Origin of the sequence: Nocardiopsis aegyptia (assembly GCF_013410755.1) — a bacterium.
Classification (GTDB): domain Bacteria; phylum Actinomycetota; class Actinomycetes; order Streptosporangiales; family Streptosporangiaceae; genus Nocardiopsis; species Nocardiopsis aegyptia.
On sequence record NZ_JACCFS010000001.1, the window covers coordinates 5,303,196 to 5,328,845 of the forward strand.

Here is a 25,650-nt window from a genome sequence, read left to right on the forward strand (position 1 = left end):
GGCGCCCGGGGCGCGCGCTCGGCGACCTGGCCACGGGCCGAACCCGGTGCGGCGATAGGCTCCGGCCATGGTCGACACGACGCGGTGCGCGGCGGCGCTCCTGGCCCTGCTCCTGTGCGCCGGATGTTCCGCCTCACGCGGCCCGCAAGAGCCCGACCCGCCCCCGGACGGGCCGTTCGACTACCAGCTCGGCGGTGCCTACGAGCCGGCGGCGGACGTGGAGACCGTGGTGCGCGACGCCACAGGGGAGCCCGCCGACGGCCGCTACTCCGTCTGCTACGTCAACGGCTTCCAGACCCAGCCGCAGGAGAGCGCGCGTTGGCGGGCCGAGCACCCGGACCTGCTCCTGCGCGGCGGTGACGGCGAGCCCGTCGCCGACCCCGAGTGGCCGGACGAGCTGCTGCTGGACACCTCGACCGCCGAGGCCAGGGCGGAGATCGCCCGGGTGGTGGGGGAGACCGTCGCCGCCTGCGCCGCACGCGGCTTCGACGCCGTGGAGTTCGACAACCTGGACTCCCACACCCGTTCCGAGGGGCGCCTGACGGCCGACGACAACCTGGCGCTGGCGTCCGTCCTCGTCGCCGGAGCCCACGACCTGGGTCTGGCCGCCGCCCAGAAGAACGCCGCCGAACTGACCGGCCGGGCACGGGACGAGGCGGGGTTCGACTTCGCCGTCGCCGAGGAGTGCGCGGCCTTCGACGAGTGCCCCGCCTACACCGACGCCTACGGCACCGTCCTGGTCGTCGAGTACCCCGACACCCTCGCCGCCCCGTTCGACCAGGTGTGCGCCGACCCCGAGACGCCCGCGACCACGATCCTGCGCGACCGCGACCTGGTGGTGCCCGGCGAGCCCGGACACCTGCGTGAGAGCTGCTGAGCGGAAGGGAACCGGATCCGGGGCGGGTCCGTCTATCGGCCATGGACAACGACGGCACCGACCGTATCGACGACAGCGACCGCATCGGCGAGGACGACTCCGCTCCCGGATGGGAGGCGATCGACGGCGCCCTGGCCGCCCTGTACCCGGGCGTGGACCCCAAGCACCTGGCGACCATGCTCCCGTGGTCACTGGGCGGCAAGGACCCGCTCGACGGGATCAGCGCCTACCCGCGCACCGAACCGGTACCGCACTGGCACATGGTGGGCTACGGCCTGACCGAGCTGTACCGCAAGGAGTCGGACCACGCCGAGGAATCCGGCTGGGGCTTCGAACTGACCTTCCGGCCGGTCCGGAACCCGGACGAGGACACGCCCCCCATGTGGGCGGCCGCGCTGATGCAGAACCTCGCCCGGTACGTGTGCACCTCGGGGAACCGGTTCGAGCCGGGCCACCGGATGAACGCCAACGGCCCCATCGCGACCGACCGCCAGGACTCGGTGATGCGCGCGCTGGGCTTCGCCGAGGACCCCGAACTCGGCTCGATCGACACCCCGCACGGCCGGGTGGGCTTCCTGCAGGTGGTCGGGCTGGCCGTGGACGAGTACGAGGCCGCCGGGCAGTGGAGCACCACGGGCGTCCTCGACCTCCTGGAGCCGACCGCCCCGCTGTACGTCACCGACGTCGACCGCCCCTCGCGGATGACCGACCCCGCGTTCGCCGCCGCCGTCCGCGAGGGCGTGGAGCGCGACGGCTCCACGACCGGTGCGCTGTACGTGGGCAACGTCTCCTGGGAACTCGACGGCGCCGGCGCCCTGGTCCGCATCGGGGCCCTCCAGGCACCCGCCGTCGCCCAGACCCTGCGCGGCCGGCTGCCGTTCGGCCACGGACTGCTGCTGGAGGCCGACGGCGCCGCCGTGGGCTTCGTGCCGGGCGAGGAGCACGCCGTCCGCGACGAGGGGGAGGACGTGCTGACCATCGTGGTCCCGCCGGCGGCGCTGGACGAGCTCACCTCGGCCCTGCGGCCCGAGCGCGGCACCACCCCGTTCACCGCGATGCCGGGACTGCGGCTGGAGGTCGTGCCCACGGTCATGCTCGACGAGTACGGCAAGGAGACGGGGGAGGTCGTGGGCTGATCCCTGCGGTGGACCCGCCCGCTCCGCCCGCCCAGCGTGCGGACCGACGCGGACGCGCGATCAGGGGTGCCTGGGCCGTCCCGCCCATCGGACGTGAAAAGGTTCCTCTCAGGACGAGTCAGTTCTGAGGGGGAGGAACGACGCATGTCGAGTCTGGCGATGCGGCTGCTCGCGGCGGGGCTGCGCCGGACGCGAAAGCGGCCGGTGGAGAGCGTGGACGGGGCCCGCAAACGCCTCCACGAGCCCAAGGACGACCCCGCGCCGCCCCTCTGGTTCACCCGGCGGCACCGGGTCGACCGGCGCAGCGTCGGAGGGTTCGACAGCTACACCGTGCTGCCCGCGCACGGGGAGCCCGCCCGGTCGGTCCTCTACGTCCACGGCGGCTCCTACGTCTCCGAGATCTCGCCGTGGCACTGGGTCATGGTCGCCCACATCGTCGACGAGGGCTTCCGGGTCGAGGTGCCGATCTACGGGCTGGCGCCGGAGCACACCCACCGCGAGGCGTTCGGGTTCCTGGTGGCGGTCTACCGCGAGCTGCTGGCCTACACCTCGCCCGAGCGCACGGTGTTCGCCGGCGACTCCGCGGGCGCCGGGCTGGTCCTCGCCCTCACCCAGGACCTTCCGGAGCAGGGCCTGCCCCGGCCCGCCCGGCTCCTGCTCGTCTCACCGTGGGTGGACCTGACGCTGTCGCACCCGGACATCCCGCTGATCGAGGTCCGCGACCCCTGGCTCAGCCCGGTGTGGCTCCGCGAGGCCGCGCGGGCGTGGGCGGGCGGCGACGACCTCGCCCTGCCCTCCCTGAGCCCGGTCAACGGGCCCCTGGAGGACCTGCCGCCGGTGGACCTCTACATCGGCACCGCCGACGTGTTCCACCCCGACACCCGGCGCCTGAACGACCTCATCGCCCTGGCCGGCGGAACCTCGGAACTGTACGAGGAGGAGGGCGCCATCCACGTCTTCCCGCTCATCCCGTCCCCGGAGGGGCGGCGGGCCCGGGCGCGGATCCTGCGCACGCTCCGGACGGTCTGAGCGGCGGGTCCGCGGCCGACCCCGGGCGGGCGCGCCGTGCGCCGGCGCGTGCCCAGGGCCTAGGATGCGGGGCGTGAACCGACCTGTGACGAATGCGGCCGACGCCCACCCCCACCGGGGCGCGGTACGCGAGATCCCCACCGCCGGCAACGCGACCAGGCTCGTCTACGCCCCCGAACGCGACGGCCTCGCCGACGCGGGCGAGGTCGTGTGGACCTGGGTCCCCTTCGAGGAGGACCCCGGACAGGGCAAGGACCGGCCCATGCTGGTGGTCGGCCGACGCGCCGCCCGGCTGCACGGCCTGATGCTGTCCTCGCGGACCCCCGACCACCACGAGCGCGAGGACTGGCTACCGATCGGCTCCGGCCCCTGGGACCGCGAGCGGCGCGACTCGTTCATCCGGGTGGACCGCCTCTTCGAGTTCGACGAGGACGCCATCCGCCGCGAGGCCGCCGTCATGGACGAGGAACTCTTCTGGCTGGTCGCCGACGTCCTGCGCAGCCGGTACGGCTGGCAGTGAGTCGAGGTCCGTGCCACCCGGCCGGTGCGCGGTGTCCACAGTGTGGACGGCGCCGCCCACCGATCGGCCGGGCCGGATACGCTGGAACCCGACCACCGGAGTGCCCTGACACGGAGAGAACGCCATGAGTGAGATCGAGCGCGAGGTCCACGCGGTCGCCGCACGTGCCAAGGACGCGGCGGCCGACCTCGCCCCGCTCAGCCGGGCCGTGAAGGACGCCGCGCTGCTGGCCGTCGCCGACACCCTCGTCAAGCGCGCCGAGGAGATCACGGCCGCCAACGCCGAGGACGTCGAGCGGGCGAAGGCGGACGGCACCACGCCGGCGATGATCGACCGGCTCACCCTCACTCCGCAGCGCGTCGAGGCCATCGCCGACGCCGTGCGCGAGATCGTCGAGCTCCCGGACCCGGTGGGCGAGTCGGTGCGCGGCGGCGTCCTGCCCAACGGCCTGGACCTGCGCCAGATCCGCGTGCCGCTCGGCGTCATCGGCATCATCTACGAGGGGCGCCCCAACGTCACCGTGGACGCCGCGGCCCTGTGCCTCAAGAGCGGCAACGCGGTCCTGCTGCGCGGCTCCTCCTCCGCCTACTCCTCCAACAGCGCGATCGTGGCGGTCCTGCGGGAGGCCCTGGAGGGCACCGGCGTCCCGGTCGACGCCGTCCAGCTCGTGCCCGGCCGCACCCGCGAGTCCGCCACCGCCCTCATGCGGGCCCGCGGACTCGTCGACGTCCTCATCCCGCGCGGCGGCAAGACGCTCATCCAGTCGGTCGTGCGCGACTCCACGGTCCCGGTCATCGAGACCGGCGAGGGGCTGTGCCACGTCTACGTGGACGCCGACGCCGACCTGGACAAGGCGGTGGCCATCGCCACCAACGCCAAGGCCCAGCGCTGCTCGGTGTGCAACGCCGCCGAGACCCTGCTGGTCCACGCCGACGTCGCCGACGCCTTCCTGCCGCGCGTCCTGGACTCCCTCGCCGAGGCGGGCGTAACGGTGCACGGCGACGAGCGCGTCCGGTCGGTCGCCGCCGCCCACGGCTCCCCGGCGACCGTGGTCGAGGCCACCGAGGAGGACTGGTCCACGGAGTACCTGTCCATGGACCTGGCCGTGCGCGTGGTGCCCACCATCGACGACGCGCTCGCGCACATCCGGCGGTACTCCACCCAGCACACCGAGGCCATCGTCACCGACTCCCTGCGGGCCTCCCGGTACTTCGTGTCCCGGGTGGACTCCGCCGCGGTCATGGTCAACGCCTCCACGCGCTTCACCGACGGCGGCGAGTTCGGCTTCGGCGCGGAGATCGGCATCTCCACGCAGAAGCTGCACGCCCGCGGGCCGATGGGACTCACCGAGATGACCTCCACGAAGTACGTGGTCACCGGGGACGGCCACCTGAAGTAGCCACGGCCGGCCGCGCCCGTGGCCGGCCGTGCGGCTCCGCGATGCCTTGGCACGCGGAGCATTCTCGTGTTGGAAACCTGGACGGAAGCGGATATTCGTCCAAAGAGGATTCCCAAAGCGACCACGAGTCGGTAGCTTCGCTGAGGTGTCACGGCGCTCACCCCGCTCTCGGTTCCCGAGGAGCGCCCGTTCCCCCGCAGTCACCACGAGAGGAACCCCCTCGCATGAAGCTCCGGAACAAGGCCGCGACCGTGGCCGTGGCGGCACTCGCCGTCGGCGGATCCACCCTGATGGCCTCTCCGGCCCAGGCCGACCTGGTCACCCTGTGCTCGGGACACGGCGGTGCCGTCACCCTGCCCACGGACCTGGCGGTCCCGGCGGGTGAGAGCTGCTACCTGGACGGCACCGTCGTCCAGGGCGACGTGATCGTCCGGCAGGGCGCCAACCTGCACGTCGTCGGCGGCGAGATCGAGGGCGAGGTGATCGTCCGCAAGGACGGCTACTTCGACGCCTCGGAGAGCTCGCTCGGCGACCGGGTCGTCAACCGCGGCTCCTACGGCACCTACCTGGAGGACAGCTCCGCCGCTGCCGCCCTGCGCACGGTCGCCGTCGACGGCGCCGCCAACGACGGCTTCGCCTACGTCGTCGACTCCTCGGTCCGCAACATCAACGCCTCCACGGGCACGGTCTACGTGTCCGGATCGCGCGTGGGCGGTGCGGTCAAGGCCGAGGGCGTGGAGTTCGCCGACCTCTACGACTCCGTCGTGCGCGGAGACCTCACCGTCACGGCTGCCACCAGCGGCGGCATCCTGTGCGACAGCGAGGTGATCGGCGACGCCACGTTCACCGGCGGCACCGGCCCGATCGCGGTCGGCGCCGGCGAGCAGGAGGACTTCTGCTCCTCGGTCAACTACGTGGACGGCGACCTGACCGTCAGCGACGTCACCGGTGGCGCCTACGTCGACAACAACATCGTCGGCGGCGACCTGGTCACCTCCGGCAACCAGCCGACCGCCCAGGTCGGCGACGCCAACCGCGTGCGCGGCGAGATCCTCACCGAGGAGGTCGCCCTGCGCGCCCTGGCCGCCGCCGTCACCGAGGAGTTCGCCGAGCACGAGGACGGGCTGCAGAGCGAGGTCGAGGAAGCGCGCTCCGAGACCATCGACGAGGCCATGGAGGCCGGTCCCGCCTTCTAGGGGCGCGTAGCACCCCCGGTCCCCACAACCGGGTGCCCGGTCCCCACAGCCGGGCGGACACGAACATCGCAGCAGCGCCGACGGTCCCCACACCGTCGGCGCTGTCGTGTGTCCGGGGCCGGGAGGCCGGCCAGTTCTATGTTGTAACCCTGACGACGGTCATGGTCGAGTGATAGAGTCCACACATGGCTGACTCCGTGCGGCGTGTCGTGGTCTCGGGAGGATCCGGCGGTATCGGACGGGCGATCGTGGTCGCGCTCGCCTCCGAGGGGTACGAGGTCGTGGCCCTCGGGCGCGACTCCGCCCGACTGGCCGCCCTGGAACGGGAGGCCGGCGCCTACGGCCTGGCCGTGCGCACCGAGGTGTGCGACCTGCGCGACGAACAGCAGGTGGTCTCCGTCGCCGAACGGCTTGAACCGGTGTCGGTCCTGGTCAACAACGCCGGGACCGCGCGGACGGCGCCCCTGCGGGGGACCGGTCTGGAGCTGTGGGAGGACCAGATCCGCGTCAACGCGACCTCCGCCTTCCTGCTCACCCGCACCCTGCTCAACGGCATGCTCGAACGCGACCACGGGCGGGTGGTGTTCATCGCCTCCACCGCGGCGCTGGTGGGCGCCCGCTACACGGCCGCCTACACCGCCTCCAAACACGCCATGCTCGGGCTGGCCCGCGCCGTGGCGGCCGAGGTGTCCGGCACCGGTGTCACCAGCAACGCCGTGTGCCCCACGTTCGTCCGCAGCCCCATGACCGACCGCTCGGTGGCCCACATCGTCGAGCGCACCGGCCGCGACGCCGACCAGGCCGAGGCGGCCCTGGCCGCGGCCTCGCCCCTGGGCCGGCTCATCGAACCGGAGGAGGTGGCCGCCGCCGTCGCCTACTTCGTGAGCCCGGCGGCGCGCGCGGTCAACGGCCAGACCCTGACCATCGACGGAGGAGGCATCCACTCGTGAGCCCATTCCGGGGGTCCGTACCCCTGAACGACCGCTGGGACCACTTCGACCTCCACCGCGCCGATGGTGTGGCGACGGTGACCCTCGACCGCCCCGACAAGCTCAACGCCCTGACCTTCGAGGCCTACGCCGACCTGCGCGACCTGCTGCTCGAACTGCCGCACCGCGGCGACACCCGGGTCCTGGTCCTGCGGGGGAGCGGGCGCGGGTTCTGCTCCGGCGGCGACGTGGACGAGATCATCGGCGCGACCCTGCGGATGGACCCCGACGACCTCCTCGCCTTCACCCGGATGACCGGCGAGGTGGTCAAGGCCATGCGGGAGTGCCCGGTCCCGGTGATCGCGGGCGTGCACGGCATCGCGGCCGGCGCCGGGTCCGTCCTGGCCCTGGCCGCCGACTTCCGGGTGGTGGCCCGGTCGGCCCGGTTCGCCTTCCTCTTCACCAAGGTGGGGCTCTCCGGCGCCGACATGGGCGCCGCCTACCTGCTGCCGCGCGTGGTCGGGCTCGGCCACGCCACCCGGCTGCTCATGCTCGGCGACACCATCGGCGCGGAGGAGGCCGACCGCTGCGGTCTGGTGAGCGAGCTCGTGGAGGACGACGCCCTGGACTCCGCGGTCGCCGCGCTGGCCGAGCGCCTGTCGGGCGGACCCGCCTTCGGCTACGCCCAGACCAAAGCCCTGCTCTCCCGCGAACTGGACATGAACCTGTCCGGGTCGATCGAGCTGGAGGCCATGACCCAGGCACTGCTGATGAAGAGCGCCGACTACGCCGAGTTCCACGCCGCCTTCACCGGCAAGCGCCGACCCGAATGGAAGGGCCGCTGATGGGACCCGAACCGAACGCCTTCCCGCCGGACGGCTTCCCGCCGGACGGCTTCCCGCCGGACGAATTTCCGCCCAACCCCATGCTCCCGACGCCGCACACCCTGGTGAACCCGCCCGAGCTCGGGCCTCCTGTGGGCTTCTCCCACGCCGTCGTGACGGCTCCGGGCACGACGGTCCACCTGGCGGGGCAGATCGCCTCGGGGGTGGACGGACGCCTGGCCGCGGAGGGTCTCACCGCCCAGTTCGACCTGGCGCTGGCCAACGTGGTGACCGCGGTGCGCGCCGCGGGCGCCGCACCCGAGCACCTGGTCACCCTCACCGTCTACACCACCGACGTCTCCGGCTACCGGGCCGCCGCCAGGGAGATCGGCCGGATCTACCGCCGCCACCTGGGACGCCACTACCCGGCGATGGCGCTGTTCGGCGTCACGGAGCTCTACGACCCGGAGGCCCTGGTGGAGCTCGTCGGCCTGGCCGTCATCCCCGACTGACGACCGAGCGCACGTGCTCCAGGCCCGGCACGCGCAGCCGGGCGTGCAGGTCGAAGAACACCCGGGAGGCGCGGCTGCCCGCCCACGGGCCGGGCAGCAGCTCGGGCGGCAGGCCCGGGTCGAGGAAGGGCATCCGGCGCCAGGCGTCCACGGTCCGCAGGTGGTCGGCGAAGGCCGCCGCCCGCGGGTCGGCCGTCCCGGCGGGACCGGTGCGCCCCGCGGCTCCGGCGCGGCGCCAGGCGCCCAGGACGGGCTCGTGCTCGGACAGGAACTCCTGGTACATCGCCTGGAGGGCGGGCAGGTCCCACCAGAGGGCCACCGCCTCGCTCAGGTCGCGAAAGTCCAGGTGGGTGGCGTGGAACAGTTCCGCGTAGCCGTCCATGCCGAGGTCGCGCAGGGCCTGGCGGGCCTGGTCGGTCATGTGCGCGGGCGCGATCCACACCCCGGCGGCGGTCGTGCCGAATCCGAGCCTGGTCAGCCGGGAGCGCAGTGCGTGGCGGCGCCGGCGCTCGGACTCGGGGACGGAGAACACCACCAGCACCCAGCCGTCGCCCACCCTGGCCACCTGGTGGCCGAAGATGCGGCGGTCGCCCTCGGCGAGGATGTGCCGCCCCTCGTCGGAGAGCCGGTACCCGGCCACGCCGCCGAGGCGCTCGGGGGCCAGGAGCCCGCGCCGTTTGAGCCGGGAGACGGCCGAGCGGACCGAGGGCGCGTCCACGCCGAGCTCGGCCATGAGGGCGATGAGGTCGGCGACGCTGATCCATCCGCCGATGTCGCGGGCGTAGGTGCCGAAGAAGGAGACGATCAGCGAGCGCGGGCGGCGGTTGACCCTCTCGGGGTCCCCGGTCGCCGCCAGGGGTGCCTGATCGCTGTTTGACGTCACGGACACACGATAGCGCGGCGGGGCCGGCGGTCCCGAGGTCGCGTCCGACGCGGGGTCGGGCCGGTGGTGTCGACCAACATCTCATGTTGATCTATTGACGGCCGTCATACTTCCTGTAGATTCGGGAATGTGGGGTGGATCACTACGAGAGTCGAGGTCGCCCATGGGCTTGTCCGACGCCGACCGCGTGTTCGCCGACTGGGTGGACGCGCGCGCCACCGAACTCGCGCGCTCCGGTGGCCCGGCGGCGCCACCGGGCCGGGTCGACCGCGGGCTGCTGCGCCGCCTGGCCGAGGCGGGACTCCTGCCGGCGCTCTTCCCCGGTTCCGCCGTTCCCGGCGGGGCCGCTCCCGGGAGCGGAGGCGTCCACGGCGGCGGAGCCGAGGGCGGCGGACCTGGGGCGGGCGGTGCCGACGGACCGCTACGGGAGGCGCCCGCCACGCGCATCTGCCTGCTCCGGGAGCGGTTGGCCCGCGTCGACACCCACGCCGAGACCGCGCTGGCCCTCCAGGGCCTGGGCGCCTATCCCGTCCTGCAGTCCGGCACCGACGCCCAGCGCCGCCGGTGGATCCCCGCCGCGGCCTCCGGCGCGGCCGTGGCTGCCTTCGCCCTCACCGAGCCCGGCGCCGGATCCGACGCCGCCGCCCTCGCCCTGGCCGCGCGCCCCGACGGCGACGGGTGGCGCCTGCACGGCGAGAAGACCTGGATCTCCAACGCGCCCGAGGCCGACTTCTACACGGTCTTCGCCCGGACCACCCCGGGCGCCCGGTCCCGGGGCGTGACCGCCTTCCTCGTCCCCGCCGACCGGCCCGGCCTGTCGGGCACCCCGCTGGAGATGCTCTCCCCGCACGCGCTGGGACACCTGGTCATGGACGGGGTCCCCGTCGGCCCGGACGACGTCATCGGCACTCCGGACCAGGGCTTTCCCGTGGCCATGCGCACACTCGACCTGTTCCGTCCCAGCGTCGGCGCGTTCGCCGTGGGCATGGCCGACGCCGCGCTGGCCGCCGCCCGCGCGCACACCCGCGAGCGGGAGGCCTTCGGCGGTCCCCTGGACCGGCTCCAGACGGTCGCCCACACCCTGGCCGAGATGGCCACCCGCACCGAGGCGGCCCGCCTGCTCGTCTACTCCGCCGCGGCGGAGTACGACTCCGGCGGGGACTCCGTCACCGTCCGCTCGGCCATGGCCAAGCTCTTCGCCACCGAGACCGCCCAGTACGTCGTCGACGCCGCCGTCCAGCTGCACGGAGCCCGCGCGCTGGAACGCGGCCACCTGCTCGAACACCTCTACCGCGAGGTCCGCGCCCCCCGCGTCTACGAAGGCGCCTCGGAGGTGCAGCGCCAGATCATCGCCCGGCACTCGTAGACACCAGGTCCCGACCGGAGGCATCCATGTCGTCCCTGTCACCCACCGGCCACGTCGACACCTTCACCCGCGACCACCTGCCGCCGCCGGAACAGTGGCCCGTGCTCACCCTCGACCACGGGCCCGCCTACCCCGACCGCCTCAACTGCGCCGAGCAGCTCCTGGACGCGACCATCGCCGCCCACGGTGCCGACCGCGCGTGCCTGACCGGTGAGGACGAGTCCTGGACCTACGGTGAGCTGCGCGACCGCGTCGACCGGATCGCGCACGTCCTGGTGGAGGAGACCGGCCTGGTCCCCGGAGGGCGCGTCCTGCTGCGCGGCCCCAACTCCCCGTGGACGGCCGCCTGCTGGCTCGCCGTCCTCAAGGCCGGCGGCGTGGTCGTCACCGTCCTGCCCGTCCTGCGCGCCGCCGAACTGGCCACCGTCCTGCGCTCCGCCCGCGTCACCCACGCCCTGTGCGACGCCCGCTTCCTCGACGACCTGGCCACCGCCTGCGCCGACAGCGCCGCCGACCTGGGCGCCGAGCCCGCGCTCCTGGCCTACGGGGGGACCGGCGCCGACGACCTCACGGTGCGCGCTCAGCAGCACCCCGCGCCGTTCACCGCGGTCCGCGTCGCCGCCGACGACGCCTGCATGATCGCCTACACCTCCGGCACCACCGGAGCGCCCAAGGGCTGTGTGCACTTCCACCGCGACGTCCTGGCGATCGCCGACACCTACTCCGCGCGGGTGCTCCGGCCCACCCCGGACGACGTCTTCACCGGAAGCCCGCCCTTCGGGTTCACGTTCGGCCTGGGCGGCCTGCTCGTCTTCCCCCTGCGTGCGGGCGCCTCCTCGATCCTGCTGGAGCGCCCCCGCCCCGAGGCACTGCTGGACGCGGTCTCCCAGCGCGGCGCCACGATCGTGTTCACCGCGCCCACGGCCTACCGCGCCATGCTCGCGCGCCTGGACGGCCACGACCTGTCCGGCCTGCGCCGGTGCGTCTCCGCCGGGGAACACCTGCCCGCGGCCACGTGGCAGGCCTGGTACGAGGCGACCGGAGTGCGCATGCTCGACGGCATCGGGGCCACCGAGATGCTGCACATCTTCGTGTCCTCCTCGGACGAGCACCTGCGCCCCGGGTCCACCGGTGTGCCGGTTCCCGGATTCACCGCCGCCGTCCTGGACGACGAGGGCCGGCCCGTGCCGGACGGCGAGCCCGGCCACCTGGCGATCCGGGGCCCGATCGGCTGCCGGTACCTCGCCGACGAGCGCCAGACCGTCTACGTCCGGCACGGCTGGAACCTCACCGGCGACACCTACGTCCGCGACGAGGACGGCTACCTCTGGTACCGGGCGCGCAGCGACGACATGATCGTCTCCGCCGGCTACAACATCTCCCCGTCGGAGGTGGAGGAGGCGCTGCTCACCGCCCCGGAGGTCGAGGAGACCGCCGTCGTGGGCGTGCCCGACCCCGAGCGCGGCCAGATCGCGCGCGCCTACGTGGTGCTGCGCGAGGGCACCGCCCCCGGGGACGACACGGCGGCCCGGCTCAAGGAGCACGTCCGCGAGCGGATCAGCCCCTACAAGACGCCGCGTTCCATCGAGTTCCTGGCCGCGCTGCCGCGCACGGCCACCGGCAAGCTCCAGCGGTTCAAGCTCCGCGAGGCGCCCTGAACCGGGTATGGGCGAGGGCTCCGGGGCCGGACCCGGGCCTGGGGACACGGCCAGGAACCGAATGCGGCAGAAAGGCGGGCGGCATGCGCATCGCATGCGTCGGAGGCGGCCCCGGCGGCCTCTACTTCGCGGCACTGACCAAGCGGCTCGACCCCGCGCACGAGATCACCGTGTACGAGCGCAACGCGCCCGACGACACGTTCGGTTTCGGGGTCGTGCTGTCCGACGAGACCCTCGGCGGCATCGAGCACGCCGACCCGGACGTGTACACCGCGCTGGCGGCCGGGTTCGCGCGCTGGGACGACATCGACATCCACTACCGGGGCACGGTCGTCACCTCCGGCGGCCACGGGTTCGCCGCGATCGGACGCCGCCGCCTCCTGCAGATCCTGCGCGCCCGCTGCGCCGAACTCGGCGTCGCGGTGCGCACCCGCACCGAGGCCCCGCCGGCGGACGAGCTCGCCCGCACCCACGACCTCGTCGTGGCCGCCGACGGCGCCAACAGCGCCACCCGGGCCGCGCACGCCGACGCCTTCGGCACCACCCTCGACCGGCGCGGCAACCGGTTCATGTGGCTGGGCACCGACCTGGTCTTCGACGCCTTCCGGTTCCACGTCCTGGAGACACCGCACGGCGTGATGCAGCTGCACTGCTACCCCTACGCCACGGACACCAGCACGTTCCTGGTGGAGATGCACGAGGAGGTGTGGCGCGCGGCCGGATTCGCCGACCTCGCCCCGCGCGACCCGGCGCCGGGGGCGAGCGACACCGAGAGCATCGCCCGCTGCGAGAAGCTCTTCGCCGACGTCCTGGACGGGCACCGGCTGCGGCCCAACCACTCGCGCTGGCAGAGCTTCACCACCGTGCGAAACGCCACGTGGCGGCACGGCAACACCGTCCTGCTCGGCGACGCCGCGCACACCGCCCACTTCTCCATCGGCTCGGGCACCAAGCTCGCCATGGAGGACGCCCTGGCCCTCGCCGCCTGCCTGCACGAGCACGACACCCTCGACGCGGCCCTGGCCGCCTACGAGGACGAGCGCCTGCCGGTCGTGGCCAGCACCCAGCGCGCCGCCCAGGCCAGCCTGGAGTGGTTCGAGGACATCGGCCGGCACGTGGGGCAGGAACCCGTCCAGTTCGCGTTCAACCTCCTCACCCGCAGCCGCCGGGTCACCTACGACAACCTGCGCCTGCGGGACCCCGAGTTCGTGGCCCGCGTCGACGACTGGTTCGCCGGCCAGGTCGCGGCCGGCGCCGCGCACGACACCGCGGAGGGGACCGGCTCCCGAAGCGGCGCCGCCACCGGTCGTGCGCCCGCCGAGCGGCGTCCCCCGATGTTCCACCCCTTCCGGCTGGGGGAGACCGAACTCGCCAACCGGGTCGTGGTCTCGGCCATGGACATGTACTCCGCCGTGGACGGCACGCCCCAGGACTTCCACCTGGTCCACCTGGGCGGGAAGGCGCTGGGCGGGGCCGGACTGGTCATGACCGAGATGGTGTGCGTGTCGGCCGAGGGGCGCATCACCCCCGGCTGCACCGGCCTGTACCGGCCCGAGCACGAGACGGCGTGGCGCCGGGTCACCGACTTCGTGCACGAGCACTCCCCGGCGCGGATCGGCGTCCAGCTCGGCCACTCGGGGCGCAAGGGCTCCACCCGCCTGATGTGGGAGGGCATCGACCAGCCGCTCGCGGAGGGCAACTGGCCGGTCGTGGCGCCCTCACCGCTGCCCTACCGCCCCGGCGTCAACCAGGTCCCACGGGAGCTCGACGGGGAGGGGCTGGCGGCCGTCCGCGACGACTTCACGGCCGCCGCGCGGGCCGCCGACCGCGCCGGGTTCGACGTCCTCGAACTGCACTGCGCCCACGGCTACCTGCTCTCCAGCTTCCTGTCGCCGGTCACCAACCACCGGACCGACCGCTACGGCGGCGACCTGAGCGGTCGGCTGCGCTACCCGCTGGAGGTGATGGCCGCCGTCCGCGCCGTCTGGCCCCGCCACAAACCGCTCACCGTGCGCATCTCCGCCACCGACTGGGTCGAGGACGGCACCACGGCGGCGGACGCCGTGGCCATCGCCCGCGCGTTCGCCGACGCCGGAGCCGACGCCATCGACGTCTCCACCGGCCAGGTCACCCCCGACGAACGGCCCGCCTTCGGGCGCAGCTACCAGGTGCCCTTCGCCGAGCGGATCCGCCGGGAGGCGGGTGTGCCCGTGATCGCGGTCGGGGCGATCTCGTCCTACGATGACGTCAACTCGACCCTCCTGGCCGGTCGCGCCGACCTGTGCGCGCTCGCCCGGCCGCACCTGTACGACCCGCACTGGACACTGCACGCCGCCGCCGAACAGGGCTACGAGGGCCCGGGCGCCACCTGGCCGACACCGTTCCGCGCGGGCAGCCGCAAGCCGCCCACCGGGCGCACGGACGGCCCCCGTCCGCGGTTGGCCCTGCTGGACGGCCGGGGCGCCGCCGGGACCCGGCACCGGCGCTGGCGTCCGGGCGGATGACCGTCCGGAGCCTCGCGCCCGCGGCCGGTCGCCCGCGGGCGAGGCCCGCGGACGGGTGTCCGCGGGCGGACGTACGGACGCGCACCGCCGCGGGACACCTGCCGCCCACCGACCTTCCGACCGACCGACGACCGCACCACGAGGAGTACCCGTGCCGACCACCGTGTCCTACGGCGACCACCCCAGTCAGACCGTGCACCGCTGGGAGGCGCGGGGGCCCGGCGGCGCGCCCGCGCCCGTCGCGGTCCTGCTCCACGGCGGCTGGTGGCGCGACCTCCACGACGCCCACCTCATGGACCCGCTGGCCCGCGACCTGTCCGACGCCGGATGGGCGGTCTGGAACGTGGAGTACCGGCGGACCGGCGCCGACGGCGGCGGCTGGCCGCACACCCTCGACGACGTCGGCGACGCCCTGGGACTGCTCGCCGACACGGCCGCCCGCGAGCCGGGCCGGTTCGACACGTCCCGGGTGGTGGCCGTCGGCCACTCCGCCGGCGGGCACCTGGCCCTGCTCAACGCCGGCGCGGCGGGGGAGAACCCGGTGACGTCGGTGGTCGCCCTGGCGCCCGTCACCGATCTGGAGCGCAGTGACCGGGCCGGGCTGGGGGAGGGCGCCGTCACCCCGTTCCTGGGCGCGGACCCCTCGGACGAGCTGTACGCGTTCGGCTCACCGGTACGGCAGGTGCCGGTCGGGGTGCCGTTGCTGGTCGTCCACGGCGACGCCGACCAGCGCGTCCCGGTGGAGCACAGCCGCGACTACGTGGCCGCGGCCCGAGCGGCCGGGGACACGGTGACCTATCACGAGGTGGCGGGAGCCGACCACTTCGCAGTCATCGACCCGGCCCACGCGGCCTGGCGGGGCGTGCGCGAGCACCTGGAGGGATGACCCCGGGCCGTGCGGTCGTCCAGGGTCGTGGGGTGTCCGGGGCAGCACCCCGAGGGCGGGACGCGCCGAGGGGCGGCCCCTGGGGACCGCCCCTCGGAGCCGGCCGGTCAGGAGGAGCCGTTGGCGCCCTCGTCGCGGCGCGGGCCGCCGCGCCAGCGGTCCGCGACGCTGTCGAAGATCTTCCCGCCGGCGCTGGCCGCACTGCCCGCGACGTCGCGCAGGGTCCCCAGCAGCGGGTCCTCGGACCGCTCCCAGGACTCCTTGTAGGAGTTGGCGGCGTTGCGCGCCTCCTCGCCCACCTTGGCGTCGCGGTCGCTGGCGCGCCGCGGGTAGTCGCCGTCGATGATGCGCCGGTAGGAGCCGTCGTCGATCCACCGGTGCAGCTGGGCCAGGCGCACCACCGCGAAGGGGTGCGTGGTGCCCATCAGGCTGAGCAGCTTGAGGAAGCTGTCGCGGGCGTCGCCGCCGGACTCGTACTCCCGGGCCTGCTCCAGGAAGGCGTCCGGGTTCATCTCCACGAGCTTGGAGCCGCCCGCGAGCTTCATCAGGGCGCGCTTGGCGGCGTCGGGGTCCTGGCAGGCCAGCAGGCCGGCGCGGTCGCAGGACAGTTCGGACTTGCGGTACCACTCCTCCAGGGCGGCGACGATGGCGCGCAGCCCGATGTAGCCGAGGGGGATCCACGCCACGCGGGCCGCCAGCTGGATCAGCGCCAGCAGCATGGTGCGGTAGACGGCGTGCCCGCTCAGGATGTGCCCGACCTCGTGGCCGATGACGAAGCGCTGCTCCTCGGCCTCCAACAGGTCGAACAGCCCCGTGGTCATGACGATGAACGGCTTCTGGCTGCCGATCGCCATGGCGTTGGGCTTGGGGTTCATCTGGACGTAGAGCTCGGGCACCTCGTCCAGGTCCAGGACGTAGGCGGCGTCGCGGACGTAGTCGTACAGGTGCGGGAACTGGGTGGGTCCCACGCGCACCGCGCCGGACAGGAACATGAGTCGTAGGGCGCGCTCGTTGAACAGGCCCGACATGCGCTTGAACACCTCGTCGAACCCGCGCAGCGATCGCAGCGCGACCAGTGCGCCGCGGTCGGCGGGGTGCTCGTAGGCACGGGGCGAGATCTCGGGGAGCCGGACGCGTACGCGGTCTGGAGTGTTGGCCATATCGGCATGCTATGCGCCGTGATGCCGCTTGGCCACGGTTTCGGGCCATCGAGATATGACGCGATTCGCGGGTCTCTCGCGATCGCTCCGGGAAGCTCTCGGAAGTACCGCGCGTTCCGGGTCGTTGACGTACACAAGGGGCATGAGCGGACGCGAGGCCCGCGTCGGCTAACCTCGGTTGGCCGATCCCGGCAACGTCCACCGTGAAACGACTCAGGAGCGCACAGTGGCGCACGCATCAGACGGCGCGACCGCGGGTGAGCCGACCCGGCACAGGGCAGGGGCCCCGGCCAGGGTCGGCATCATGGGCGGTACTTTCGACCCCATCCACCACGGACACCTCGTCGCGGCCAGTGAGGTCGCCCACCTGTTCGGACTCGACGAGGTCGTCTTCGTCCCGACCGGCCGGCCCTGGCAGAAGGACCTCGACAAGGTCACCCCCTCCGAGGACCGCTACCTGATGACCGTCATCGCCACCGCGGAGAACCCCCAGTTCCGCGTGGACCGGGTCGAGATCGACCGCGACGGCCCCACCTACACCATCGACACCCTGCGCCAGATGCGCCACACCTACGGCCCCGATGTGGAACTGTTCTTCATCACCGGGGCCGACGCCCTCGGCGCCATTCTGAGCTGGCACAACGTGGACGAACTTTTCGAGCTCGCGCATTTCGTAGGCTGTAACCGTCCCGGACACCACCTCAGCGACACCGGACTGCCCGAGGGCAAGGTCTCGCTGGTGGAGGTACCGGCCCTGGCCATCTCCTCGACGGAGTGCCGGGAGCGGGTCCGCAAGGGCGAACCCATCTGGTACCTCGTCCCCGACGGCATCGTCCGCTACATCCACAAGACCGGGCTCTACCGCGAGAGCTGAAAGGCAGCAAGCACAACGTGACAGTCACCGACAGGGCACTCGAACTGGTCAAGGTCGCGGCCCAGGCCGCATCCGACAAGCTCGCCCAGGAGATCATCGCCTACGACGTCAGCGAGCAGCTCGTCATCACCGAGGCCTTCGTGCTCTGCTCGGCGCCGAACGACCGACAGGTCCGTTCGATCGTCGACGGGATCGAGGACCAGCTCCGCCTCCAGGGCGGGGCCAAGCCGGTGCGCCGCGAGGGCGAGCGCGACGGCCGGTGGGTGCTGCTCGACTACGCCGACATCGTCGTGCACATCCAGCACGAGGAGGAGCGCGGCTTCTACGGCCTGGAGCGGCTGTGGAAGGACTGCCCCGAGATCGACCTCCCCGAAGGGGCGCGAGGCACCGACCGCACCCCGCTGGACGAGCAGTAACCCGAGCGGAGAGACACCACGTGAGCGACACGCCCCGAGTACTGTTCTGGCGGCACGGACGCACGGCATGGAACGTCGAGAACCGCTTCCAGGGGCAGACCGACATCGAACTCGACCCGGTCGGCCACGCCCAGGCCGAGCGGGCGGGGCGGCTGCTCGCGACGATGGGGCCGTCCCTCATCGTCTCCTCCGACCTCAAGCGCACGGCGGACACCGCCGGATACCTCAGCCGTGCCTGCGGGCTCCCGGTGGAGTTCGACAAGGGCCTGCGCGAGCGCTTCGGCGGGTCCTGGGAGGGCCTGACGGGCGTCGAGCTGTCCGCGCGCTGGCCGATCGAGCACGCGCGCATGGACATCCCGGACGGGGAGCACATCAGTGAGGTCGGGGACCGCATGAGCGCGGCCGTCGACCGCGCGCTGGAGCGCACCCCGGCGGGCGGACTGCTCGTGGTCGTCAGCCACGGGGCGGCGCTGCGCGTGGCCATCGCCCGGATGCTGGGCGTGCCCGACGAGCAGCGCGAGATCCTCGGCCCGCTCAGCAACTGCAGCTGGACCGTGCTCCAGCGGCGCCGCGACCAGTGGCGCCTGATGGAGCACAACGCCGCCAGCCTGCCCGAACCGGTCGTCCTCAGCGACGACGCCTGAGGATCCGTTTCGACGTTCGCGCCGGATTCCGCTATGGTTCTGGGAGTCGGAAGGGGCCCGCCCCCGACGACTCCCACACGGGGCTATGGCGCAGTTGGTAGCGCGCCTCCATGGCATGGAGGAGGTCTGGGGTTCGAATCCCCATAGCTCCACTCGAGTCCGAGAGGACCCTGCTCGGTGGCCTTCGGCCGCCTCGCCGGGTCCTCTCGTCGTTTCTTTCGGGGGACGACCCCCGGACCCCCGCACCCCGAGAGGACCTTGCTCGGTGGCCTTCGGCCGCCTCGCCGGGTCCTCTCGTCGTTTCTTTCGGGGGGCGACCCCCGGTCCCCCGAGGGCGGCCCGCATGGTCGGTTGCTGCGCAACCTCCCGTGCGGGCCTCCTGCTTTTCGGGGGACGACCCCCGGACCCCGGGAACTCCCTTCCCCACCTTCGTGACGCCGCTCGGCCGCGGCCACACGGCTGCGCCCTGGAGTCCAAGCGGTTGCACCGTTCGGGCTCCCGAATTCTGAACACTCTGTCGGATTCGGCAAAGTCGCAGGCCACAGGGCTCATAAGGCCGTGGAATGCCCAGGATTCTTACAAACGGTTGCATTAACCCCCCTTGACATGGAAAGCGCTTTCTCTACTGTGAGGTAGAGCACCTCCCCTCTTCACCCCCTACAAGGAGGGTCACTGTGAGACGTACGACGACGCGTGGACTCGTGTCGACGCTGGCCGCCGCGGCCTTGGTGACGGCCGGAATCGCCGTGCCGATGTCCATGGCGTCCGCGCAGACCGGTAGCGCCACGGGTTTCGCGACCCAGAACGGCGGGACCACCGGCGGCGAGGGCGGACAGACGGTCCAGGCCTCGACCGGTACCGAGATCCACCAGGCCCTGTGCGGCCGGGCCGACAGCAGCACCCCGATCATCATCGAGGTCGAGGGGACCATCGACCACGGCAACACCTCCAAGGTGTCGGGTGACAGCTGCGACACCGCCGACGACGTGATCGAGCTCAAGAACATCAGCAACGTCACGATCGTCGGCACCGGCGGCGGGGCCGTGTTCGACGAGCTGGGTATCCACATCCGCGGGTCCAGCAACATCATCATCCAGAACGTGACCGTCCAGAACGTCAAGAAGTCCGGCTCGCCCACGTCCAACGGCGGCGACGCCATCGGGATGGAGAGCGACGTCCGCAACGTCTGGGTCGACCACGTCACCCTGCAGGCGTCCGGCGGCGAGTCCGACGGCTACGACGCCCTCTTCGACATGAAGAACAACACCCAGTACGTCACCCTCTCGTACAGCATCCTGCGCGACTCCGGCCGCGGCGGACTGGTCGGCTCCAGTGAGAGCGACCGCTCGAACGGCTACGTCACGTACCACCACAACCTGTACGAGAACATCGACTCGCGCACGCCCCTTCTGCGCGGCGGCGTCGGGCACACGTACAACAACCACTTCGTGGGGATCCAGAAGTCCGGCATCAACTCCCGGGCCGGGGCCAGCGTGCAGGTGGACAACAACTACTTCGAGGACTCCAAGGACGTCCTGGGCACCTTCTACACCAACGAGAGGGGCTCCTGGGAGGTCAACGGCAACATCTTCGACAACGTGACCTGGTCCAGCGAGGGCGACGAGAACTACCCCGCCGGCCCGGACCCGCGGTCCACCACGTCGGTGAACATCCCCTACTCCTACGAGCTCGACGACGCCGGCTGCGTGCCGGAGGTGCTGGCCCAGACCGCGGGCGCGGGCACCGGCAACCGGGTCTCGGACGGCGACTGCGAGGCGCAGGACCCGGACCCGACCGACCCCACGGACCCAGAGCCGACCGACCCCGACCCCACCGACCCGGACCCGACCGACCCCGAGCCGACCGATCCCCCGGACGGGACCAACCTGAGTGCCGGGGCCGGTGCGGACGGTTCGAGCAAGGCGAGCGGGACCAGCTACGGGAACGTCGTCGACGGTGACATGGGCTCCTACTGGTCGCCGAGCGGCTCGACCGGCCGGATCTCGGTCAAGTGGGACTCCGACACCGCGGTGTCCTCGATCAACATCCGCGAGGCGGCCGGGGCGGAGGGCAACATCGGCTCCTGGCGGGTCGTGGACCACGACTCCGGCGAGGTCCTGGCCACCGGCAGCGGGGCGGGCGTCATCGCCTTCGACACGGTCTCGCTGCGCAAGATCGACTTCGAGATCACCGGCTCGAACGGCACCCCCCGCGTCGCCGAGTTCGAGACCTACGCCGGCTCCTGACCGGAGCCCCGACCCGGGCGGCCGCCCCGCGGCGGCCGCCGCGGGGCGAGGCCGGCCTGTGACCGGTGCGGCCGGTCCGCCCGAATCCCTCGGGTGGGCCGGCCGTTCGCTCATGGGAGCGCGGCGCCGTAGGGGCCACGAGCCAGACCAGGCCGAGGATGATCGCCACGCGCCGGACCAGGCCGGCGCTCGCGCGCGGCGATGACCGCGGTCAGTCGGCGGACGCGCCCCGGCGGCGCTTCCAGTCGACGTAGCCGCCCCTGAGGCTGCGCGCGCTGCGCCCGGCCTCCCGGAGCAGTCGCACCGCACGCGGGGAGACGACGCAGTACGGCCCCTGGCAGTAGGCCACGATCGTGGTGTCCCAGGGCAGTTCGTCCCACCGGTCGGCCAGCTCCCGGGAGGGCACCGAGACCGCGCCGGGCAGGTGCCCCTCCTCGTACTCCGCGGCCGACCTCAGGTCCACCAGGAGCACCTCGCCGCGCTCGACCATGCCGTCCAGTTCGTCGTGGGTGACCGCCTCGACGCTGCCCTCGTGCCCCAGGTGGTCCTGGATCTCCTGCCGGAGGTCCGGCATCCGCTCCTCGGCGAACTCCTGGAACCGGCCGAGGAAGCCGGACACCCCGTGGTCGCGGAGCGAGTAGTGGATCCGGGTGCCCTCCCTGCGGGTCGCCACCAGCCCCGCCGCGCGCAGCTGCTGCAGGTGCGACGAGGTGTTCTTGAGCGGGAAGCCGCCCCGCTGGGCGAGCTCCTCCACCGTGCACTCGCCCTGGTCGAGCAGGTCGAGCAGGCGCAGGCGCACCGGGGCGGACAGCGCCTTGCCCAGGCGGGCCAGACGCTCGTACACGGGTGCTTCGGGAAAATCGGTCATGACCTCAGTCGTACTCCGGCAGGTCGCCGCGCAGGTAGGCGATGTAGCGTTCGGCACCGCACCGGACGACCTCCTTGGCCCCGGTGCGGATGCTGGGGTCCCACCAGCCGCCGTGGATGGTGTCGAACTCCAGCGGTTCGACGGCGGCCACGACACGGCGCACGAGCCGTTCGGGCATGGGCAGACGGTTGGGCGCGCTGAACATGAAGGTGATCCGGTCGCCGCCGGGGGTGACCATGATGGTGTCGCCGGTGAAGAGCGTCCCGCGCCCGTCGGCCAGGTGCAGGACCGCGCTGCCGGGGAAGTGGCCGCCCGTCTGGACGACGGTCAGGCCCGGGAGCGGCCGGTGCTCGCCGCTCCAGGTGCGCACCCGGTCGGAGGAGCGCTGGAGCCAGGACACGTCGGCTTCGGGCAGGTCGAGGCTCGCGCCGAAGAGGTCGGCCCACTCCACCGCCGCGCCGTACATGTGCGGGTGGCTGGAGGCGACCACGGAGACCCCGCCCAGGCGCTCGACCTCGGCCACGGCGGCCTCGTCCAGGAAACCCGGCGGGTCCCACAGCAGGTTGCCCGCCTCGGTCCGCACCAGGACGCCGCGGTGGCCCACGCCCAGGCCGGGCTCGACGCCGAGGCCGGTGACGGAGTCCTGGACCGGGCGCAGGACCGTCCGCATGCCCTCCTCGGCGAGTGCGGTGCGGGTGGCCAGGCGGTGGCCGGCCGGCGGCACCCACTGGCGTTCGTCCTCGCAGAGGGGGCAGGCGGCGGGGGCCGTGGGGGAGGGGTCGAAGTCGGCTCCGCAGGTGCGGCAGACCCAGAAGTCGGCGATCGGTCCGGGCAGGGTGTGGGGGCTCATGGGGTCGCTCCTTCTCGCTTAATCCAGCGATCGATAGAATAGTGGTATCGGAGTGGGCCGCGCAAGGAGGACACCCGGGCAAGGAGGACACCCGGGCACCTGGGCGTGGCTCGCCCCCCGGATCCGGAAAACACCGGCGGGGATCGATGACCCCGAGCGCCGTTCGTGGTCTGTAGGGAGAGCGCGGCCGAGGGGCCGCCCGACACCTGGGAGATCGACATGCGGCTCAGCGTCAACACGTTCCTCAGCCTCGACGGCGTCATGCAGGGCCCGGGCGGGCGCGAGGAGGACACCAGCGGAGGCTTCACACGCGGCGGCTGGGTCATGCCGTTCGGCGAGGACGAGGTCTTCGAGCGCGTGGTCGTCGGGGAGTGGTTCGCGGAGGCGGAGGAGATCCTGCTCGGCCGCACCACCTTCGAGATGATGCGCGACTACTGGCCCAAGGTCACCGACCCCGGCAACCGCGTCGCCACGGTGCTCAACACCCACCCCAAGCACGTGGTGAGCACCACGCTCACGGAGGCCGACACCGGGTGGGGCGACACGACCGTGGTCTCCGGGGACGTCGAGGAGCGCGTCCGGGCCCTCAAGGAGCGCCCCGGCGGGGAGCTCCAGGTCCACGGCAGCTGGCGGCTGGCCCAGACCCTGCACCGCGCCGGCCTGGTCGACGTGTACCGGCTGCTGGTCTTCCCCGTCGTGGTCGGCCCGGGCAAGCGCCTCTTCGACGAGTCCTCGCCGCCCGGCGGCTTCCGGGTCGGGTCCTCCCACGTCAGCGACGGGGGCGTGGTCGCCCTGACCCTGGTCCCCGACCCCTCCGTCGACCTCGGGACGCGGGAGGAGTTCAGGGTCGTGGACGGCAGGGAGACCATCGCCTGAGCAGGTGCCCCGGCCGACACGTCACTCGCGCGGCCGCACCTCGGTGACCTGCTGCAACAGGCCCCAGGTGAAGTCCGCCACGTGGCGTCCGCCCTCCGGGTCGGTGAGCAGCAGCCGCCAGCGCGACGGCGCGGTGCCCTCCAGCGGGGTCGAGGGGAGCGCGCGGGCGACGTCGTCGATCACGCAGGACCACGGCCGCAGGTCCCCGATCCCGCGCAGGACGGGCGCGGGCGAGTCCGGGGGCCGCACCAGCCACTCCTGGACCACGGCCCCGCCCGGCGCGGTGACCACCTCGAAGCGCAGGTCGGGCCAGAGGGAGAGCGGCCACCGCCGCGCCTCGCAGGACAGGTCGCCCACGGCGACGGTCCGCTGCCACGGGGCGGGGCCGAGCACCGCGGCGTGGCGGGCCGGTCCGCGCCGGCCCCGCACCACGGCCTGCCACCGGCGGTTGGCCTCACGCATCTCGGTGCGCGAGGCCCCGAGCCGCCGGACCGCCTCCTCGACCAGCTCGGGTCGGACGTCGGCCATCCTGCGCAGCAGCACCAGCTGGAATTCGTGTTCCCCCATGGTCCGAACACTAGGGCGTGTGGCGGACGCCCGCCCTGCCGCACGGCAGAGTGAGCGTCCGCCACAGCCGGCCCGGGGAGTGCTCCCTAGCGGCGTGCCACGTCGCCGCGGTCCAGGTCGGCGACGTCGCGTCCCAGCAGCTCGGCGGTGATCTGGAGTTCGGCCAGGAACGACCGCAGGACGTGCTCCACCCCGGCCGCGCCGTCCACGGCCAGGCCGTAGACCCACGGGCGGCCCAGCAGCACGGCCCGGGCGCCCAGCGCCATCGCGACCGCCACGTCCGCGCCGGAGCGCACACCCGAGTCGAAGAGCACGGTCATGCGCTCGCCCACGGCCTCGACCACCTCGGGCAGCGCGTCCAGGGCCGCCACCGAGTTGTCGATCTGACGGCCGCCGTGATTGCTCACCACGACGCCGTCCACGCCGATCTCGGCCAGTTCGACCGCTTCGTCGGCGCGCAGCACACCCTTGACCAGGACCGGAAGATCCGTCCACGCGCGGATGCGGGCGATGTTGTCGGTGCTCAGGCCCTTGTCGGCGAACGAGCCCAGGAAGTGGAACACCGCCTCGGTGAACACCCCGTCGGGCTCGGGGTCGGCCTTGAGCCGGGACCGGAAGACCGGGTCGGAGAAGTAGTTGGCGGTCCCCTGGCTGCGCAGGAACGGCAGATGGCCCTGGGCGAGGTCGCGCGGGCGCCAGCCCAGGCGCTTGGTGTCGGCGGTGACGACGATCGCCTTGGCGCCGGCCGCGGTCGCGCGCCGCACGAACGACTCCGCCAGTTCGTCGTCACCCGGCCAGTACAGCTGGTACCACCAGAAGTCCACGGCCTCGGCGACCTCCTCCATCGGGGTGGAGGACGCGGTGGACAGCACCATCGGCACGCCCACCGGGTCGGCGCCCTCGGCCACGGCCAGTTCGGCGCGGTCGTGGACCTGCTCCAGTACGCCGATCGGCGCGGTGAGCAGCGGGGTCGGGTAGGACTCGCCGAACAGGGTCACGCCGAGGCCGCCCTTGTCGCGGGACCGGGGGCGCAGGCTGCGCGGGCGCAGGGCGTAGCGGGAGAAGGCCTCGACGTTGGCGAGGGCGGTGCGTTCGCGGCCCGCGCTGCCCTCGACGTAGCCGAAGGGGCCGGGTTCCATGGCCTGTTCCGCCAGGTCGCGCAGGCGTTCGTGGTCGTAGGGCAGTCGGGGGAGTTCGCCGTTGGTCGCGTTGGCGTAGACGAGGTCCTGGTACTGGGCGAAGTCGCTCATGGTGGCCTCACAGGCGCGGTGCGCCGGGGACGGGAGCGCCCGGTCGGCGCTCGGGGGGAGGATCGGCGGACCGGGAGTCGCGGCGGAGGACCGCGTCCCCTGGCCCCGGAGCCGTTCGCGCCTGCCGGCCCCGGCCGGATCGTATCGCGCCCCCGACCGCCCGGGGAGTGCGTCGGACCC

Annotated in this window: 24 protein-coding genes and 1 tRNA gene; 19 read left to right on the plus strand and 6 right to left on the minus strand. The window is 73.0% G+C overall.

Features of this window, described 5'->3' with window-relative positions; genetic code table 11:
* The first annotated feature begins 67 nt into the window (after positions 1 to 67).
* The 9 genes from HNR10_RS23645 to HNR10_RS23685 all read left to right on the plus strand — a co-directional run bounded on the left by HNR10_RS23645 (position 68) and on the right by HNR10_RS23685 (position 8,422).
* The gene (locus tag HNR10_RS23645; RefSeq protein ID WP_179827103.1) at positions 68 to 877 is read left to right on the plus strand and encodes an endo alpha-1,4 polygalactosaminidase; all 810 of its coding nucleotides are present in this window, start codon (positions 68 to 70) and stop codon (positions 875 to 877) included.
* A gap of 41 nt (positions 878 to 918) precedes the next feature.
* Complete coding sequence (locus HNR10_RS23650; protein WP_179827105.1) at positions 919 to 2,013, plus strand: suppressor of fused domain protein; 1,095 nt, start codon at positions 919 to 921, stop codon at positions 2,011 to 2,013.
* A 144-nt stretch (positions 2,014 to 2,157) separates the two neighbouring features.
* On the plus strand, positions 2,158 to 3,042 hold the full coding sequence (locus HNR10_RS23655) for an alpha/beta hydrolase fold domain-containing protein (protein ID WP_179827107.1): 885 nt from the start codon (positions 2,158 to 2,160) through the stop codon (positions 3,040 to 3,042).
* A 73-nt stretch (positions 3,043 to 3,115) separates the two neighbouring features.
* Entirely contained in the window at positions 3,116 to 3,562 is a 447-nt protein-coding gene (locus HNR10_RS23660; RefSeq protein WP_376769769.1) for a type II toxin-antitoxin system PemK/MazF family toxin, read from the plus strand.
* Positions 3,563 to 3,686: 124 nt separating this feature from the next.
* Positions 3,687 to 4,961 (plus strand): glutamate-5-semialdehyde dehydrogenase, encoded by a 1,275-nt coding sequence (locus HNR10_RS23665; protein ID WP_179827111.1) that lies wholly within the window; start codon positions 3,687 to 3,689, stop codon positions 4,959 to 4,961.
* 224 nt (positions 4,962 to 5,185) lie between these two features.
* Positions 5,186 to 6,157: a hypothetical protein gene (locus tag HNR10_RS23670; protein ID WP_179827113.1), complete on the plus strand. Its 972-nt coding sequence runs from the start codon at positions 5,186 to 5,188 to the stop codon at positions 6,155 to 6,157.
* Positions 6,158 to 6,342: 185 nt separating this feature from the next.
* On the plus strand, positions 6,343 to 7,107 hold the full coding sequence (locus tag HNR10_RS23675) for an SDR family NAD(P)-dependent oxidoreductase (RefSeq protein ID WP_179827116.1): 765 nt from the start codon (positions 6,343 to 6,345) through the stop codon (positions 7,105 to 7,107).
* Positions 7,104 to 7,931 carry an enoyl-CoA hydratase family protein gene (locus tag HNR10_RS23680; protein ID WP_179827117.1) on the plus strand — a complete coding sequence of 276 codons (828 nt, stop codon included), beginning with the start codon at positions 7,104 to 7,106 and terminating at the stop codon, positions 7,929 to 7,931. Before HNR10_RS23675 ends, HNR10_RS23680 begins: the two co-directional genes overlap by 4 nt.
* An 80-nt stretch (positions 7,932 to 8,011) precedes the next feature.
* Entirely contained in the window at positions 8,012 to 8,422 is a 411-nt protein-coding gene (locus HNR10_RS23685; protein ID WP_179829919.1) for a RidA family protein, read from the plus strand.
* Here HNR10_RS23685 and HNR10_RS23690 read toward each other — a convergent pair.
* Positions 8,409 to 9,305, minus strand: coding sequence for a PaaX family transcriptional regulator (locus HNR10_RS23690; RefSeq protein ID WP_179827120.1), 897 nt, complete (start codon positions 9,303 to 9,305; stop codon positions 8,409 to 8,411). The genes HNR10_RS23685 and HNR10_RS23690 overlap by 14 nt on opposite strands.
* Before the next feature lie 163 nt (positions 9,306 to 9,468).
* On the opposite strand from HNR10_RS23690, the gene HNR10_RS23695 reads away from it, so the two are divergent.
* The 4 genes from HNR10_RS23695 (at position 9,469) to HNR10_RS23710 (ending at position 15,719) form a co-directional block, all read left to right on the plus strand.
* A complete protein-coding gene (locus HNR10_RS23695) occupies positions 9,469 to 10,671 on the plus strand; it encodes an acyl-CoA dehydrogenase family protein (protein WP_179827122.1) in 1,203 nt (400 codons plus the stop codon).
* A 26-nt stretch (positions 10,672 to 10,697) separates the two neighbouring features.
* A complete protein-coding gene (locus HNR10_RS23700) occupies positions 10,698 to 12,329 on the plus strand; it encodes an AMP-binding protein (RefSeq protein WP_179827124.1) in 1,632 nt (543 codons plus the stop codon).
* A gap of 83 nt (positions 12,330 to 12,412) precedes the next feature.
* Positions 12,413 to 14,833, plus strand: a complete 2,421-nt coding sequence (locus HNR10_RS23705; protein ID WP_179827126.1) for a bifunctional salicylyl-CoA 5-hydroxylase/oxidoreductase — start codon at positions 12,413 to 12,415, stop codon at positions 14,831 to 14,833.
* Positions 14,834 to 14,984: 151 nt separating this feature from the next.
* A complete protein-coding gene (locus HNR10_RS23710) occupies positions 14,985 to 15,719 on the plus strand; it encodes an alpha/beta hydrolase (protein WP_179827128.1) in 735 nt (244 codons plus the stop codon).
* A 107-nt stretch (positions 15,720 to 15,826) separates the two neighbouring features.
* On the opposite strand, the gene HNR10_RS23715 is transcribed toward HNR10_RS23710, so the two are convergent.
* Positions 15,827 to 16,879: a M48 family metallopeptidase gene (locus tag HNR10_RS23715; RefSeq protein WP_179827130.1), complete on the minus strand. Its 1,053-nt coding sequence runs from the start codon at positions 16,877 to 16,879 to the stop codon at positions 15,827 to 15,829.
* Between the two features lie 226 nt (positions 16,880 to 17,105).
* On the opposite strand from HNR10_RS23715, the gene nadD reads away from it, so the two are divergent.
* The 5 genes from nadD (at position 17,106) to HNR10_RS23740 (ending at position 21,059) form a co-directional block, all read left to right on the plus strand.
* A complete protein-coding gene (gene nadD / locus HNR10_RS23720) occupies positions 17,106 to 17,753 on the plus strand; it encodes a nicotinate-nucleotide adenylyltransferase (RefSeq protein WP_312889399.1) in 648 nt (215 codons plus the stop codon).
* A gap of 17 nt (positions 17,754 to 17,770) precedes the next feature.
* On the plus strand, positions 17,771 to 18,169 hold the full coding sequence (rsfS, locus tag HNR10_RS23725; RefSeq protein WP_179827138.1) for a ribosome silencing factor: 399 nt from the start codon (positions 17,771 to 17,773) through the stop codon (positions 18,167 to 18,169).
* A gap of 20 nt (positions 18,170 to 18,189) precedes the next feature.
* Entirely contained in the window at positions 18,190 to 18,813 is a 624-nt protein-coding gene (locus HNR10_RS23730; RefSeq protein ID WP_179827140.1) for a histidine phosphatase family protein, read from the plus strand.
* Positions 18,814 to 18,892: 79 nt separating this feature from the next.
* Positions 18,893 to 18,965, plus strand: a tRNA-Ala gene (locus HNR10_RS23735).
* A gap of 522 nt (positions 18,966 to 19,487) precedes the next feature.
* Positions 19,488 to 21,059: a pectate lyase family protein gene (locus tag HNR10_RS23740; RefSeq protein WP_449410215.1), complete on the plus strand. Its 1,572-nt coding sequence runs from the start codon at positions 19,488 to 19,490 to the stop codon at positions 21,057 to 21,059.
* A gap of 211 nt (positions 21,060 to 21,270) precedes the next feature.
* Here HNR10_RS23740 and HNR10_RS23745 read toward each other — a convergent pair whose 3' ends face one another.
* Positions 21,271 to 21,927 carry an ArsR/SmtB family transcription factor gene (locus HNR10_RS23745; RefSeq protein ID WP_179827149.1) on the minus strand — a complete coding sequence of 219 codons (657 nt, stop codon included), beginning with the start codon at positions 21,925 to 21,927 and terminating at the stop codon, positions 21,271 to 21,273.
* Positions 21,928 to 21,931: 4 nt separating this feature from the next.
* Positions 21,932 to 22,777: an MBL fold metallo-hydrolase gene (locus tag HNR10_RS23750; protein ID WP_179827151.1), complete on the minus strand. Its 846-nt coding sequence runs from the start codon at positions 22,775 to 22,777 to the stop codon at positions 21,932 to 21,934.
* Between the two features lie 165 nt (positions 22,778 to 22,942).
* On the opposite strand from HNR10_RS23750, the gene HNR10_RS23755 reads away from it, so the two are divergent.
* Positions 22,943 to 23,653, plus strand: a complete 711-nt coding sequence (locus tag HNR10_RS23755; RefSeq protein ID WP_312889400.1) for a dihydrofolate reductase family protein — start codon at positions 22,943 to 22,945, stop codon at positions 23,651 to 23,653.
* 21 nt (positions 23,654 to 23,674) lie between these two features.
* Here HNR10_RS23755 and HNR10_RS23760 read toward each other — a convergent pair whose 3' ends face one another.
* Both HNR10_RS23760 and HNR10_RS23765 read right to left on the minus strand, forming a co-directional pair.
* Complete coding sequence (locus tag HNR10_RS23760; RefSeq protein ID WP_179827153.1) at positions 23,675 to 24,220, minus strand: hypothetical protein; 546 nt, start codon at positions 24,218 to 24,220, stop codon at positions 23,675 to 23,677.
* A gap of 86 nt (positions 24,221 to 24,306) precedes the next feature.
* Entirely contained in the window at positions 24,307 to 25,470 is a 1,164-nt protein-coding gene (locus HNR10_RS23765; protein ID WP_179827155.1) for an alpha-hydroxy-acid oxidizing protein, read from the minus strand.
* Positions 25,471 to 25,650: the final 180 nt, after the last annotated feature.